Source organism: Microbacterium sp. NPDC056057 (assembly GCF_042266945.1).
In the GTDB taxonomy this organism is placed as follows: domain Bacteria; phylum Actinomycetota; class Actinomycetes; order Actinomycetales; family Microbacteriaceae; genus Microbacterium; species Microbacterium trichothecenolyticum_C.
The window spans coordinates 70667-82988 of record NZ_JBHJWS010000001.1 but is presented as its reverse complement, the minus strand read 5'-3'; the positions used below and the strand labels follow the sequence as shown (position 1 = coordinate 82988).

11 protein-coding genes are annotated in these 12322 nt (G+C 68.2%); 3 read left to right on the top strand and 8 right to left on the bottom strand.

Annotated elements, in window-relative coordinates; genetic code table 11:
* Position 1 precedes the first annotated feature (1 nt).
* Complete coding sequence (locus ACFC1K_RS00355) at positions 2-274, bottom strand: glutaredoxin domain-containing protein (RefSeq protein WP_375869957.1); 273 nt, start codon at positions 272-274, stop codon at positions 2-4.
* A 57-nt stretch (positions 275-331) separates the two neighbouring features.
* Positions 332-1792 carry a M1 family metallopeptidase gene (locus ACFC1K_RS00350; protein WP_375869956.1) on the bottom strand — a complete coding sequence of 487 codons (1461 nt, stop codon included), beginning with the start codon at positions 1790-1792 and terminating at the stop codon, positions 332-334.
* 159 nt (positions 1793-1951) lie between these two features.
* On the opposite strand from ACFC1K_RS00350, the gene ACFC1K_RS00345 reads away from it, so the two are divergent.
* The gene (locus ACFC1K_RS00345) at positions 1952-3100 is read left to right on the top strand and encodes a glycosyltransferase (RefSeq protein WP_375869955.1); all 1149 of its coding nucleotides are present in this window, start codon (positions 1952-1954) and stop codon (positions 3098-3100) included.
* A 38-nt stretch (positions 3101-3138) separates the two neighbouring features.
* On the opposite strand, the gene ACFC1K_RS00340 is transcribed toward ACFC1K_RS00345, so the two are convergent.
* A complete protein-coding gene (locus tag ACFC1K_RS00340; RefSeq protein WP_310292758.1) occupies positions 3139-3612 on the bottom strand; it encodes an adenylyltransferase/cytidyltransferase family protein in 474 nt (157 codons plus the stop codon).
* A gap of 132 nt (positions 3613-3744) precedes the next feature.
* Complete coding sequence (locus tag ACFC1K_RS00335; protein ID WP_375869954.1) at positions 3745-4482, bottom strand: SGNH/GDSL hydrolase family protein; 738 nt, start codon at positions 4480-4482, stop codon at positions 3745-3747.
* 375 nt (positions 4483-4857) lie between these two features.
* Between ACFC1K_RS00335 and ACFC1K_RS00330 the strand changes: the two genes are divergently transcribed.
* Positions 4858-6750, top strand: a complete 1893-nt coding sequence (locus ACFC1K_RS00330; protein WP_375869953.1) for an endo-1,3-alpha-glucanase family glycosylhydrolase — start codon at positions 4858-4860, stop codon at positions 6748-6750.
* A 9-nt stretch (positions 6751-6759) separates the two neighbouring features.
* Here ACFC1K_RS00330 and ACFC1K_RS00325 read toward each other — a convergent pair whose 3' ends face one another.
* Complete coding sequence (locus ACFC1K_RS00325; RefSeq protein WP_375869952.1) at positions 6760-7323, bottom strand: hypothetical protein; 564 nt, start codon at positions 7321-7323, stop codon at positions 6760-6762.
* A 9-nt stretch (positions 7324-7332) separates the two neighbouring features.
* Positions 7333-8967 (bottom strand): polysaccharide biosynthesis tyrosine autokinase, encoded by a 1635-nt coding sequence (locus ACFC1K_RS00320; protein ID WP_375869951.1) that lies wholly within the window; start codon positions 8965-8967, stop codon positions 7333-7335.
* Between the two features lie 190 nt (positions 8968-9157).
* Here ACFC1K_RS00320 and ACFC1K_RS00315 point away from each other — a divergent pair, with 190 nt between their 5' ends.
* Positions 9158-10618: a hypothetical protein gene (locus tag ACFC1K_RS00315; RefSeq protein WP_375869950.1), complete on the top strand. Its 1461-nt coding sequence runs from the start codon at positions 9158-9160 to the stop codon at positions 10616-10618.
* On the opposite strand, the gene ACFC1K_RS00310 is transcribed toward ACFC1K_RS00315, so the two are convergent.
* Entirely contained in the window at positions 10609-11712 is a 1104-nt protein-coding gene (locus ACFC1K_RS00310) for a glycosyltransferase (protein ID WP_375869949.1), read from the bottom strand. The two genes, ACFC1K_RS00315 and ACFC1K_RS00310, sit on opposite strands and share 10 nt — an antisense overlap.
* Positions 11709-12263: a DapH/DapD/GlmU-related protein gene (locus tag ACFC1K_RS00305; protein WP_375869948.1), complete on the bottom strand. Its 555-nt coding sequence runs from the start codon at positions 12261-12263 to the stop codon at positions 11709-11711. Before ACFC1K_RS00305 ends, ACFC1K_RS00310 begins: the two co-directional genes overlap by 4 nt.
* Positions 12264-12322 lie beyond the last annotated feature (59 nt).

The window sequence follows — 12322 nt, the reverse complement described above, 5'->3', positions numbered from 1 at the left end:
CTCAGATGAGGGAGAGCTCCCGCAGCTTCGACTCGACGTCGGCGTTCGACGGCTCGACGTGGTGCGAGGCATCCGGGTACACGACGACAGGGATGTTGGTGCGGCCCGAGATGTCGCGGGCGACGTCCGCGGCGGCGGGGTCGGCGACGAGGTCGACGTAGGTGTACGAGATGCCGAGCTCGTCGAACTGCTTCTTGGTGCGGATGCAGTCGCGGCACCAGTCGGCGCCGAACATCGTGATGGTGGAGGGGGAGGAAGCCGGGGAAGTCACCATTCCATTCTCAGGGATGGATCCTGGGTGGGCGCCGCACGCGGCGCCCACCCAGGATCGTCACCAGCTCGTCGGCTTCGGCGGCTGATAGGCCCACACGTCGAAGAACGTGGTGAGGTCCTGATGGGAGACCTCTTCCGAGAGTGCGATGAAGTCTGCGGTGGTCGCGGTTCCGCCGCCGAAGCGTGCGACCCATTGCTTCGCGATGTCGAAGAACACCTCGTCGCCGACCTTCTCGCGCAGCGCGTGCAGCAGCGCCGCGCCGCGGTTGTACACCGGCGTGCCGAACAGGCCGAACGGGCCCGGGTCGGCGAGCACGGTGTTCCACGCGGCCTGCGAACTCGAGCTCATCAGCGCGTTGAACCGTGCGTCGGCGGTCTGACCGCCGTTGTGCTCGGTCCACATCCACTCGGAATAGGTAGCCCAGCCCTCGTTGAGCCAGATGTCGGCCCAGCGGCCCGGGCTCACCTGGTTGCCCATCCACTGGTGTGCGAGCTCGTGGGCGACGGTGCCCAGCCCCGCCGAGCTCGAGAAGAACGACCGGGTCTGCGTCTCGAGCGCGTACGACACGGAGTCGTTGTCGACGATGGCGCCGTACGAGACGAAGGGATAGTCGCCATACAGGCCCTCGAAGAAGGTGAGCATGTCGCTGGTCCTGGCGAGGTTCGCGTACTGGGCCGGCTGCCGCGACTTGTCGATCGCGTCGATGATCGGCGTCCCGTTCGCGGCCGTGTACTGCTCGAGCCGGAAGTCGCCGACCGTCGCGGTCGCGAGGTACGCGGCCATCGGGTCGGGCGCGTTCCAACGCCACGTGGTTCTGCCGTCTGCGGTCTCCGATCCCTCGAGGAGTCCGTTGGCGACGGCGACGCGCCCTTCGGGCACGGTGATCTCGTACGAGTAGGTCGCCTTGTCGGTCGGGTGGTCGCTCACCGGGAACCAGGTCGACGAGCCGTCGGGCTCACTCACCACCATCGCACCGTCGCGCGTGGTCACCCACCCGTAGAGGGCGTCCTCGATGTCGGTCGGACGACCGGTGGTGCCGCCGTAGGTCACGACCACCGTCGCGGACTGCCCGGTCTTGAGCTTCGGGCGGGGGGTGACGACGAGCTCTCCAGCGCCCTGCGTGAACGCCATGCTCTTTCCGTTCACCACGACCGACGACGCGGTGAGCCCCCGCAGGTCCAGGTTGAAGCGGTCGATGTCGGCCGTCGCGACCAGGTCGATGGTCGCCACCCCCGCCAGGTGCCCTTCCAAGGGAGCGGGCGCGGGCGCCGGCGGCGTGTAGTCGAGATCGAGGGCGTAGTGCTGGACGTCGATGCCGCCGTTGCCGGCGAACGGGAAGTACGGGTCGCCCGCGCCCTCCGACCCCGGTGCGTAGCGGGGGCCGGGCGTGCCGCCGGGTGCCGCGTTCGCCCCGGCGGCGCCGGCGAGCGAGGCGACGATGAGTCCGGTGGCGAGCGAGCCGAGGGCGATCGATCTCGCGATCCTCGTCGACGGGCGATGGGACGGACGTGCGGGCATGGCAGCCTCCGGGGGGTCGGCGAGGGTTTTCGCCCAGCATCCTCGGGTTGCGCACGCGTGTCGAGGGGCGATTCGCCGCCGTGCGTTGACCGAGGGTCTCCCATGCGTCTGCTGAACCGCCCGAGTCGGATTCGCCGGCGCATGGGAGGATAGCCCGCGATGCTGTTGTCGATCGTGGTTCCGACGTACAACGAGGCTCCGAATATCGCGGAGCTCGTCCGGCGTATCACCGCCGCGGTCCAGAACCGTCTCGACGCCGAGATCATCTTCGTCGACGACAGCACCGATGCCACCCCCGACGTGATCCGCGAGGTCGCCGCATCCGCTTCCCTGCCGGTCCGGCTGATCCACCGGAACCGACCCGTCGGCGGTCTCGGGGGAGCGGTCATGGAGGGGTTCGCCGCGGCCGAGGCGAACGCCTGCCTCGTCATGGACGCCGATCTGCAGCATCCGCCCGAAGAGATCCCTGAGCTCTGGCACCGTTACTCGCGCGGCGACGTGGATGTCGTGATCGCCTCGCGCTATGCCGGCGGAGGCACCGCCGGCGGACTCGCGGACCGCACGCGGGTGATGGTCTCGAAGGCGTCGACGGCGGTGACGCGCGCGATGTTCCCCATCCGGCTGAAGGATGTCTCCGACCCGATGACGGGGTTCTTCCTCGTGGATCGCCGCACGATCGACGCCGAGCAGCTGCGCCCGCGCGGCTTCAAGATCCTGCTCGAGATCCTCGCGCGCCGCCCGATGCGCGTGGCCGAGATCCCCTTCGACTTCGCGGACCGCCATGCGGGCGAATCGAAGGCGTCGGTGCGTCAGGGACTGCACTTCCTCACGCAGCTGACCGCGCTGCGCTTCGGCAAGATGTCGCTGTTCGCCGTGATCGGCGGGCTCGGCGCCGTGGCCAACGTCGCGATCGTCTGGGCGCTCACCCACTGGGGCGTCGACTACATCGTCGCCGCGATCGTCGCCGCCGAGGTGACGATCATCGGCAACTTCCTGCTGCAGGAGCGCTTCGTCTTCCAGGACATGCGCGAGAGCGCCTCCGGCGTCTGGCTACGCTTCGCGAAGTCGTTCACGTTCAACAACGCCGAGGCTGTGATCCGCATCCCGATCGTCGCGATGATGGTCTCGACCGGGCACATCTCAGCGGTCGTGGCGACGGCGATCACCCTCGTCGTCGCGTTCTTCGTCCGCTTCCTCTTCCACTCGCTGGTCGTCTACGCGCCCCGCAAGGCCGGCGCCGAGGTCAGCCCCGCCCGCCGCTTCGTCGAGGACCTCGACCGCGAGGCCGTCCAGCCCGGCGAGCTGTAGGGAAGCGGATGCCTCGGCCCGAGGCATCCGTCGCGGTCTCAGCCGTTCGTGGCGATGAGTCCGTCGGTGAGCGTCTCATCATGCGGGTGCGACGCGGCCATCAGCTCGAGGGCGTGCCGCAGGGCGGTGCTGGACGTGTGCACCGTGTACGGGAAGTACACGACTTCGACGCCCACCGCCGCGAACTCCCTTTCGAGTCGTGCCCCCTTCTTCGTGCCGCGCCAGTCGTCGCCCTTGAAGAAGTGCGTGAAGTGCAGCTGTCGCCACGTCTCGAGCTTGTCGGGGACATCCTCGATGTGGACGTCATCGACGTACGTGATGCTCCGGACGATCTCGACGCGCTCCGCCGTCGGGATGACGGGCTCGACGTGCTTCACGAGTCTGAGCATCTCGTCGCTGACGACGCCGGCGATCAGGAAGTCGCAGTTCTCCTTCGCATGTCGAAGGATGTTGAGGTGTCCGACGTGAAAGAGGTCGAAAGCCCCAGCGGCATACCCGATCCGTACAGCCATGATTCCCCCATGTGAATCCCTCGGTGTCCCACGCACCGGGTCTGTTGGCGGCACCTTACAACAGACCCGAGCGCTCGGACAGAGGGGGATCGATCCGCGGCTCCGGCCACGCGGGCGAGAAGCGATGCCCGTCTATGGCGCCAGCGCAGGATCGAGCGCGGTCTGGACGGCCGCCGCGAGCGCTCGATAGCCGTCGGCGTTCGGGTGGACGCCATCCTCGGAGATCAGGTCGGGGCGCCCCTGGAGCGGCTGCCCGGTGTCGAGGTACACCACCTTGTTCTGGAGCGCCGCCGCCTGGATCGCTGCCGCGGCTGCGCCGAGTTCCGTCGGCGGTGCATCGTCGTCGAACCACGGGGAGATCACGAAGATCTTCGTCTGCGGGTAGCGCTCGCGAAGCTCACCGAACAGCGCATCGGCCGCCGCGGCGATGTCGGGGAGGGGAAGGCTCAAGTCGTTGCGGCCCCCGGCGACGAAGATGTACGACGGCGTTCCGACGATCTCGTCGACCACATCGCTGTATGCGCCGCAGAAGGTCCTCCCACAGCCGTTCACGTCGGATGTCTTCATGTACCCGGTTCCACCGAGACCCAGGTTGTCGACGTCCCATCCGCGTGCTTCGCCGACGAGCGTGGGCCATTTGACGCCGTTGCCACCCGCCCCCTGGGTGTACGAGTCGCCGATGAAGACGGCGAGCGGCATGGGTGCGGGAATCGTCGGCGCCGAGGCATCACTGGTGGGCGTATAGCCGGGGGCCTTCCCTCGCGTAGCGGAAGCACTGCTCAGGAACGCCGCCATGACGAGCGTCGCGATGATCACCAGCGCGATCGCCCACAGCGGCATACCGCCGACTTCTCTACGAAGCACCTTCATGGTCGTCCCCAGCAGACAGACCCGGCCTGGGTCGGGTCCCCGGCCGACGAGGCAATGCTAGCGAAAACAGGCGCAGATGTCGCCGATGCGCCGTGTCGCACACCCGCCAGTTTCTGAGAATCGCCTAATATACACGCTCTCAATTAGGAGGGGCAATCGCTCTCCGGCTAACGTGACCTAGTCGTCTGGGACAACGTGCGCCGATGGGGGTCGTCGCATGGCCAGGCCGAATGAACGCAACAAGGACAGAACTGACTCGTGAGACATCCCCATACTGAACAACGCCCAACCTCCCCCGGTATCCGCCTCCAAGCCCCTCGCCGCGTCCACACGCTGCTCGCCCTCATCCTCGCCGCGATCGTCGCGGTTGCGGTGATGCCCTTCACGGCGGGTGTCGACCGTGCAGCCGCCGCCACGTCCGACAAGGTGGTGCTGACCGCCGTAGACACGGCGTGGACGACGTCGCGTGAGCCGTCGACCCCGCAGTCCGGTCTGCTCAGCGCGACCGCCACGTCGGATCGCACCTACCTCAAGTTCCGCGGCGACTCGCTGGCGGGTCAGGTGGTGACGGCCGCGACGCTCGTCGTCAAGGTGAACAGCACGACCGCGACGGCTCCCGGGCTCGTCGCCTACCCCACCTCGGCCTCCTGGAAGTCGTCCTCGCTGACGCACCAGAACCAGCCGGGACCGACCGGCTCCGCCGTGTCGCAGTCGAGCGTGACGGCGGTGAAGGGGCAGACGCTGCGCATCCCCCTCGACGTGCGCTCGGTTTCGACGACCGGCGACTTCGCCGTGGCTCTGAACTACAGCCAGCGGTACATCCAGCTCCGTATGGAGCGCTTCAATAGCGACGTGCCCCGTATCGAGGTGACCACTGCGCCGGCCACGACGCCGACGCCGACGCCGACCCCGACGCCGACCCCGACGCCGACCCCGACGCCGCCCGCGGGCAACTCGGGTGATGGCCCGCTCGTCTTCGCGCACTACTTCGTGCCGTACCCGCGGTCGATCGACAACAAGACCGAGTCGGCCGATTACTACACGCGCCACTACCTCAGCCCCGACGGTGAGAACGGTAAGTTCGCCTCTGTGGGGGGTCTGCTCCGCGACCGGCCCGTCTATCCCGGGGTCTCGACCTCGACCGACTGGCGCGTGAGCAACTTCGCCACCGAGGTGCAGCAGGCCAAGTCCGCAGGCATCGACGGCTTCACGCTCAACCTCATGAGCACGAGCGGACAGAACTGGGATGCCTCGGTCAACCTCATGAAGGCCGCCGCGCAGGTCGGCGGGTTCGCCGTAGTGCCGATGGTGGACGGGTCGTCCGGCTTCGCCTCCGCCACTCCTGAGACGGCGGCTTCGCTCCTCAGCCAGCTCTACAAGTACTCCTCCGCGTACAAGGACGACGGTGAGTACCTCCTCTCCAGCTTCAAGGCGGAGGGCGCGTCGGTCTCGTGGTGGACTCAGGTCATCAACCTGCTCGAAACCAAGTACGGCCTGCCCATCTCGTTCCAGGCCGTCTTCAACAACGCGAGCGATGCCAACCTCAAGGCCTTCGCCCCGATCGCCGACGGCTTCGGCAACTGGGGTACGCGCACGGAGCGCACCACGTTGAACGGCGCCGACAACGTGGCTCGTGCCCACGCACTCGGCAAGACCTGGATGTCGCCGGTCGCGGTTCAGGACGTGCGGTACCGCTCGCTCTCCTGGGCTGAGGCCAACAACACCGCGTCTGTGAGGGCGCAGTGGAGCAAGGCGATCACGCAGAAGGCGGACTTCGTCCAGCTGGTGACGTGGAACGACTACAGCGAGTCGACCCAGATCGCGCCGTCGCAGGACCACGGGTCGGCGTTCCTGGATCTCACGCGGTACTACACCTCGTGGTTCCACACAGGGGCTCAGCCGGCGATCACCTCCGATGCCATCGTGCTGACGCACCGCACGCAGTTCGTGAGCGCCAAGCCTTCGTACTCGCAGCAGCTGATGGGTGCGCCTGCACTCGACGGTACGGCTACCGCCGCTCGCGACATGGTGGAGGCCCTCGTGTGGCTGCCCTCCGCCGCGACCGTGCAGATCACCGTCGGTGGCACGACGACGAGTTTCTCGGCGCCGGCCGGGGTCTCCGCGTACACGGTGCCTCTCAAGCTCGGCAGCGTGTCGGCCAAGATCGTGCGGTCGGGCGCAACGGCGGAATCCGTCACGTCCCCCTACACGGTGGTCTCCACCCCTTACGTGCAGGACCTGCAGTACTACGCGGTGAGCAGCTGGTAAGACAGCGATTCATCGCGGGATGAGGTGCTCGAGGATCTCCTCGAGCACCTCATCCATTTGCCGGGCGGCCTTCAGATGGACTCGGCGGGATCGCCGCCACGGGTCGCGGATGTCATCGTGCTCGGTCGATGCCCCGGCTGAGCCGCGCGCCGCGTGAGCCCGTGCCGCCAATGTCGGCAGATCGGGGACGCCACCCGGCGGTGCGGGGAACGCTCGCAAGAGCCGTGCGAACTGCAACACGGTGAAGGTGCGAGTCGCCGCGGAGGTCAGGCGACGCACGACGAACTGCCGGTGTGCCCGGGTCGCGGTCAGCACGATGTCGGCCTGGTCGATCTGTCGCTCGTTCAGCGCCCTTGCCCTGAACTCCGACGCGTCGATGCCCCGGCTCCCCAACCGTTCGAGGAAGAAGCGGCTCATGGGATGACCGGCGAGCGGAGCGACACCCGCCGATGCCACGTGGACGACTGGCGAACCCGTCGACACGAGCGCACCCCGCAGTCCCCACTCCAAGTACGGAGACCGGCAGACGTTCCCCGTGCAGACGAAGAGGATCGAGCCCAGGTCGTCGGTCACGATGCGACTCTAAGCGTCGTGCGGCGAGCCGGCCTCACTGAGCGGCGGAACCCCGGCGTGGCGCGTCGAGCGACGACGGTGCGCCGCCGCGTCGGTGGCGTCGTCGGTCGGCCAGTCGAGGTCGTCGATGCCCTGTCTGCCGCCGGAGAAGCTCTCGGCGTCAGCGGGCTCGAACCCGCTGGGGTCCAGCGCGCCGCGGGCAGGCGGCGTATCGGTGTCCGGCTGCGGGCCGTCGTCCGGTGCGCCCCCGCCGAACGTCGCGTCGGACGGGACATCCGCCTCGTCTCGGGGGATGGGACGAGCGGGCGCCTTCCTCGGCGCATAGCCATAGCGATGGTCCTCGCGCGAGCGGGACATGTTGAACACGGCGCCCTCGACCGACGCGCCCATGGCGGTCAGTCGCTCCACGGCCCGCCGGAGTTCACGGACGCGGAGCACCCGGGCGCCGATGACGAAGATGACGCCGCCGAGCATCTGAGCCAGCACCGCGCCGTCGGAGACCGGGTTGAGCGGCGGACAGTCGATGATCGTGACGTCGAAGCGTTCGCGGATGCGCTGGAGCGTTTCCTTCGCCCCGGCGGATTCGAGCAGCTCGCTCGGGTTGGGCGGCCGTGACCCGGCGAGGAGAACCTTGAGATCGTCTGGGCCCCAGCTGACGATGGCGTCGTCGAGCGTGACGTCCCCGGTCAGCACATCCGTGAAGCCGGCGTACTCAGGGAGATCCAGCACATCGCTGAGCGTCGGCCGACGCAGATCGGCCTCGACGAGGCAGACCTCGAGGCCGGATGCGGCCAGGGCGGCCGCGATGTTCGCCGCGGTCGCGCTCTTGCCTTCCCCGGGGCGCGAGGAAGTGATCGAGAACACCTTGTGGAGTTCCCCTGGTTGCAGGAATCGGAGGTTGGCGCGCAGCTGCCGGTATTCCTCGCCGCGTCGAGATCCGCTCTTGACGACGGCGATGGGATCCCGCTCCGCGCGCCGATCGAAGGAGATGACGCCCAGCAACGGCAGCCCCGTGATCTCGGCCACCTGTTCCTTGTCACGCACCCGGGCATCGACCACTCCGCGCACCACCACGACGACGGTTGCTGCGACGAGCCCGGCGAGCAGCCCCGTGAGCAGCAGGAGCGGAATGTTGGGGGAGGAAGGCGCCGTCGGCGCCTTCGCAGACTCGATGACCTGCAGACGGACGGGTGACTGACCGTCGACTCGAGGGGTGAGCGACGGGACGACCTCTGCGAGGAAGGTCGACACCGAGTTGGCGATGGCGGCGGCGCGAGCGGGCGATTCGTCCGTGGCGGAGATCGTGATGACACTCGTGTTCAGGGGTACCGAGGTCGAGACATGGCGGCGCAGCTGAGCGATGGTGCTGTCGAGGTCGAGTGAGTCGATGACCGGTCCGAGCACCACCTCGCGGGTTGCGATCGCGCTGAAATTGCGGGCCTGGAGCTGCGAGAAGTTCGACGACTGCGCGAGCTCGCCCGTGCTCGCCCCGCCGGTGACTGTGACGAAGACGTCAGCGCTCGCCGTGTACTCGCGCGGCGTCGCGACGACGAGCGCCCACCCTCCGACGACACCCAGCATCACGCAGGCGACCACGACCGCCCAGTGGTGACGAATGAGCCGCAGCAAACTTCTGGCTTCCATGCTCTCGACCTGTCACGCGGAGCGATGGAACCTGACCGCAATTTCCCCCATCCCCATATAATTCCCCCCAACCGCTGAGAAAGCTACAACCCGGACTGACTGCTCAGCCCCGCGAACCTCTTCTGGACGGCGCTCGATGACGCGAATCGACCAGTTTCCGCAACCTGGCCCCCGGCCCGCGCGGGCCGGGGTGCGCGCCACCGATGTCGAGGGCGACGAGTTACGACGCGGACTGCGCATGCTGTTCCTGGTCGTCTCCCTGGCGAGCCTCTCGGTCGGCCTTCCGGCATTCCTCGTCGCCGATGTCGCGGACCTGCCGCGCAGCGACGCGTGGATCGTGACGCTCGGGCTCATGGTGTGGGCCGGCGCCCGGCTCTCCTTCCTCTGGGTGAGGGGGACGCCGCGGCTGTTCGACTTCTTCTTCTGGCTCTTCGTGTACATCTTCATGGGGATCGCGCCGACGGCCCAGATCCTGTCCGGACTGACCTCGACCACGACGCCGGGGGTCGACCCTGGGTTGGACGTGCCGACGGCTGGCGTGGTCGTGCTCGGTGTCGTCTGCTACGAAGTCGGGCGCCTTCTGTGGATGCTGCGTGAGAGCCATCGACACATCGAGGGACGGCGCTTGACCGTGCGTCCGGTGAGCAGCTGGCGCACTGTGGCGCTGTTCGTCGTCTCACTGGCGCTGAGCGGGTACGTCCTGTACCGCCTGGGAGCGATCGCTCTGCTCGGCAGTCGCGACGCCGCGTCCGCGGCGCGCGTGGCGGCTTGGCCGGACCCCGCAGTGCGCAGCGTCGTCTTCGCGAGCGGGATCTACCCTCTGCTCGTCTCGGTCGGCGCCCTGGCCCAGCTTCGCCGCACCGCCAGCAATCCGCAGAGTCGGCGCCTGGCCCTCATGGGAGCTTTCGTGGGAGGCGCGGTGCTCCTCCTCATCGTGAATCCGGTGACGAGTGCGAGGTATTCATTCGGGACTGTGGCCTTCGCCCTGGCCGTGTACGCCGGCGCCGTCGCGACGCGCAGACGCGCGAGGATCACGATGCTCGCAGCGATCGCCGGGTTCCTGTTCGTCTTTCCGATCGCCGATGCGTTCAGACGTGTGGGGGCGGCGGCCGGCACGCGCTCCGGGTTCTTCGAGGAATACCTGTCGAACCCGGACTACGACGCGTTCTGGCAGGTCGCCAACGCGCTCTCCTACTGGCTGGACGGCCTTGTCGCGCCGCTGAACCAGTTCGCCGGGAGCGTCCTCTTCTGGGTGCCCCGTGCCCTCTGGGAGAACAAACCGACCGATACTGGCATACTCCTGGCGGAGTACCGCGGATACGAGTTCGACAATCTGTCGGCGCCGGCGTGGGCAGAAGCGCTCGTGAATGGTGGGGTGGTGGCGGTCGTGATCGCGTTCCTCCTCGTCGGACTGGTCCTGCGCGCGATGGACAGCCGGATCGTCCCCGCACTGCGGGCGGGCGGAGTGTGGGCGATCGCCGGCGCGATCCTGCCCGTCTTCATGACGATCCTCTTGCGCGGCTCGCTGCTGCAGGCGACCGGCCCGCTCTTCCTGACCATTGTCTGCATCCTCGTGGTCAGCGGATCGGTGGCGCCGTCCAGCCCGGGCCCGCTGCGCGCGGTCCCGCCCTCCCCGAGCCGCTATCCGTAGAACGACTCCAGACGTTCGGCGATGGCGGCCATGTTGCATTCGGATCGCACGGCGTCCCTGCCCCGCGCGCCCGTGGCGGCCGCCAGAGCGGGATCGGTGAGCAGGGTGCGCAGGGCGTCCGCGAGGCCATCGACGGTGCCGTCCGTCACGATGCCCGCGCCATGGTCTCTGACGAACGGCGCGAGGCCGCAGGTCTCGGTGATGACGACGGGCAAACCGACGGACATCGCCTCCAGCACCGACATGGGGTAGGGCTCGTCCACGCTGGGCAGGACGTATACGGTCGCCCGCCGCATCCGTTCCACCGCCCCGCTCATGTCGACGGGACCCTCCCACCGGATGCGATCGCCAAGCCCTGACGAGGCGATCGCCCCCCGCACCGAAGCGCCCTCGCCTTCGTCGGGTCCGACGAGCGCGAAGTCGGCTTCGGGGAACTCCGGCGCGATGCGCGCTGCGGCCTCGACGAAGGCGACAGGGTGCTTCCGCGGGGCGAGACGCGCCAGATACAGAATGCCCGTCAGGCCGGCGGCGACAGCCGGGGCCTCGAGAGGGACCCCGTTGCGAAGCTCCTCGAGTCGTGCGCCGCCGCGGGAGACGACCTCCAGCGAGGCCCGCTCCCGGGCGGTGAGGTAGGCGACGAGCCGGGCGCGATTGAGCACGGGCCGGGTCAGTGCCAGATCGAGGGGCACGGCAAGCGGGTGGGTCGTCTCATCGATCATGCCGTGCGTCTGAACGACGACCGGGACGCGGCGTCGGAGTGCGATGAGCGCGGATGGCAACGTCACGAGATCGCGCGCGGCGTGGACGTGGACGACGTCGAATTCGCGGGCGTGACGGTGGACCGCCATCCACAGTTCAGGGGAGCCGAGTCCCGCGAATCCGCTCCCGGGCAGCAGCGTGCGGGCCGGGAAGAGCTTGGCGGGCACGCCTTCGATCTCGGTGGGGACGTGGCCGTCGAACCCCCGCTGCGTCCCGGCGAGGACGACCTGATGCCCCCGCGCCCGAAGGGAGAGCAGTTGATTGATCGCGACCCGAGTAGGTCCGCCGTACTCACCCAGGGGGCTGACGAGCGTGACCACCCCGAGGATCTTCATGCGGCCGGCTCAGTGCTGCCGCGGACAGACGCGCGCGGAGCGAGGACGATTGATCCCGGCTCTACGTCCGATGTGACCAGCGCCGTCGCACCCACGACGGCATCCCTGCCCACAGTCACACCCCGCAGGACGGTCGCACGCGCCGCGACCCACACGCCGTCCTCGATCGTGATCGGGGCGTTGTCGAACTCGAAGGTGGGGGAGCGTCGATCGTGGCTCCCCGTGCAGAGGAACACACTCTGCGAGATGCAGACGTCGCTGCCGATGGTCACCGGCTCGAGGTTGAGGATCCACGCGCGTTCACCGATCCACGTGTTGTCGCCGATCGTGAGCTTCCAGGGCCAGTGGACGCGGACGCCGGAGCGGAAGTTCACGCCGTCGCCGATTCTTGCGCCGAAGGCTCGGAGCACTTTGACTCGGAGCTTGGCAGGCGCGAACCAGGGCATGACGAGAAGGCTGGAGGCCAGCTGCCACGCCGCCTGCCAGGCGATGCCGCGTCCCTTGTCGTAACCGTCGCCGGTGAAGCCGGCCAGACTCCGTCGTCCGCCCATGGGCCACATCCTAGCCACGCCGGGTTTTCGCAGGTCAGCGGTTATGATCACTCCTGCGC

Coding starts and splice junctions, on each gene's coding strand:
- ACFC1K_RS00350 (WP_375869956.1), bottom strand. CDS start 1,792: ATGCCCGCACGTCCGTCCCATCGCCCGTCGACGAGGATCGCGAGATCG.
- ACFC1K_RS00345 (WP_375869955.1), top strand. CDS start 1,952: ATGCTGTTGTCGATCGTGGTTCCGACGTACAACGAGGCTCCGAATATC.
- ACFC1K_RS00305 (WP_375869948.1), bottom strand. CDS start 12,263: ATGGGCGGACGACGGAGTCTGGCCGGCTTCACCGGCGACGGTTACGAC.
- ACFC1K_RS00335 (WP_375869954.1), bottom strand. CDS start 4,482: ATGAAGGTGCTTCGTAGAGAAGTCGGCGGTATGCCGCTGTGGGCGATC.
- ACFC1K_RS00355 (WP_375869957.1), bottom strand. CDS start 274: ATGGTGACTTCCCCGGCTTCCTCCCCCTCCACCATCACGATGTTCGGC.
- ACFC1K_RS00330 (WP_375869953.1), top strand. CDS start 4,858: ATGCCCTTCACGGCGGGTGTCGACCGTGCAGCCGCCGCCACGTCCGAC.
- ACFC1K_RS00340 (WP_310292758.1), bottom strand. CDS start 3,612: ATGGCTGTACGGATCGGGTATGCCGCTGGGGCTTTCGACCTCTTTCAC.
- ACFC1K_RS00320 (WP_375869951.1), bottom strand. CDS start 8,967: ATGGAAGCCAGAAGTTTGCTGCGGCTCATTCGTCACCACTGGGCGGTC.
- ACFC1K_RS00310 (WP_375869949.1), bottom strand. CDS start 11,712: ATGAAGATCCTCGGGGTGGTCACGCTCGTCAGCCCCCTGGGTGAGTAC.